This window comes from Streptomyces sp. NPDC044002 (assembly GCF_056434525.1).
On the sequence record NZ_JBWKEZ010000023.1, the window covers coordinates 93,101 to 94,237 of the forward strand.

2 protein-coding genes are annotated in these 1,137 nt (G+C 72.3%); one reads left to right on the top strand and one right to left on the bottom strand.

Going from position 1 to position 1,137, the window contains the following annotated elements; genetic code table 11:
- Window positions 1–103 precede the first annotated feature (103 nt).
- Window positions 104–292, bottom strand: a complete 189-nt coding sequence (locus AC07A6_RS19140; RefSeq protein ID WP_007263208.1) for a DUF5703 family protein — start codon at window positions 290–292, stop codon at window positions 104–106.
- Window positions 293–339: 47 nt separating this feature from the next.
- Between AC07A6_RS19140 and AC07A6_RS19145 the strand changes: the two genes are divergently transcribed.
- Window positions 340–1,011, top strand: a complete 672-nt coding sequence (locus AC07A6_RS19145; RefSeq protein WP_478777807.1) for a hypothetical protein — start codon at window positions 340–342, stop codon at window positions 1,009–1,011.
- The last annotated feature ends 126 nt before the right edge of the window (window positions 1,012–1,137 follow it).

A 1,137-nucleotide genomic window follows, 5' to 3' on the forward strand; every position in this document is an offset into this window, starting at 1 on the left:
CCCTACCCCGGCCTCCTGCCGTCCCCCCCCCCCACCTCCCCCCCCCCCCCCCCCCCCCCCCCCGCGCCCCCCCCCACTCCCTCCCCCTTCTGGTCCCCCCCCGTCACCAGGTCGCGCGGAGCTGGCGGATGATCCGGCGGCGCAACCGCGCGCGGCGGCTGCCGTCCCGGTACAGGGTCAGGCGGTCCAGCTCCCAATTTCCGTATTCCGCATGATCGGTCAGCAGGCGGGTCGCCTCCTTGCGGGGCGTACCTCGGGGCACGTACACGTCGACGAATTCGTATTCCGGCATCGCATCTATTGTGCGGGCACCGGCCCGCTACGGATAGCGTCTGCACTATGTCTGATGCCGCTCTGCCCACTGTTGCCGAGGTACGCGCCGCCGCCGAGGCGGTCAAGGCCGCACTCGACCGTCACCTCGCCGCGGTCGAGAGCAGGATCGGGGACGAGGACCCGGCCGTCTACGCCGCCTTCAACGAACTCGCCGCCGCGGCCGAGGAGTACGACGAACTCCTCTACGACCGCTACGACGAGGTCACCCCCTTCGAGATCCCCACACCCGAGACCGGTGCCCCGTACACCGGCCCCGCCGAGCCCGCCGCGTTCAGCGTGCTCATCCGCCGCGACTACGCCGTCGTCGAACCGGCGCGGCTGATCGCCCAGGCCGAACGGGTCGCCGCGCACGACCGGGACGCCGAACTCCTCGACGACGGAGGGACCGCCGGGGCGCTCGGCGTGCTCTTCGGGGAGTACGAGCCCGACGAGATCGCCTCCCGCTACAAGGAGTTCGGCCTGGAGGAGGGCGACTCCACCCTCTGGGTCGCCGCCCTGGAGGAGGTCGCGGAACCGGGGGACTGGCTCAACTCGCCCTTCGGGCAGACCGATCCGCAGGACGTGCTGCACCGCTTCGACGTGAGCTCCGTCTTCGACGAGGAGTCCGACTTCGAAGACGAAGACGAAGACGCCGGCGACGAGGAGAGCGCCGCCCGGTCCGGTCTCGCCCCGGCCTGATCCCCGCCGCCGCAGCCGCCCGTCCCGGGGGCCAACCCGCCGACACCCGGACGGGGGGGGGGCAAAGCCGCGGGCTGTTCCTCTTTCTGGCCGATAGGGGGCGACGAAAGGCCGGCCGCCAGGTCG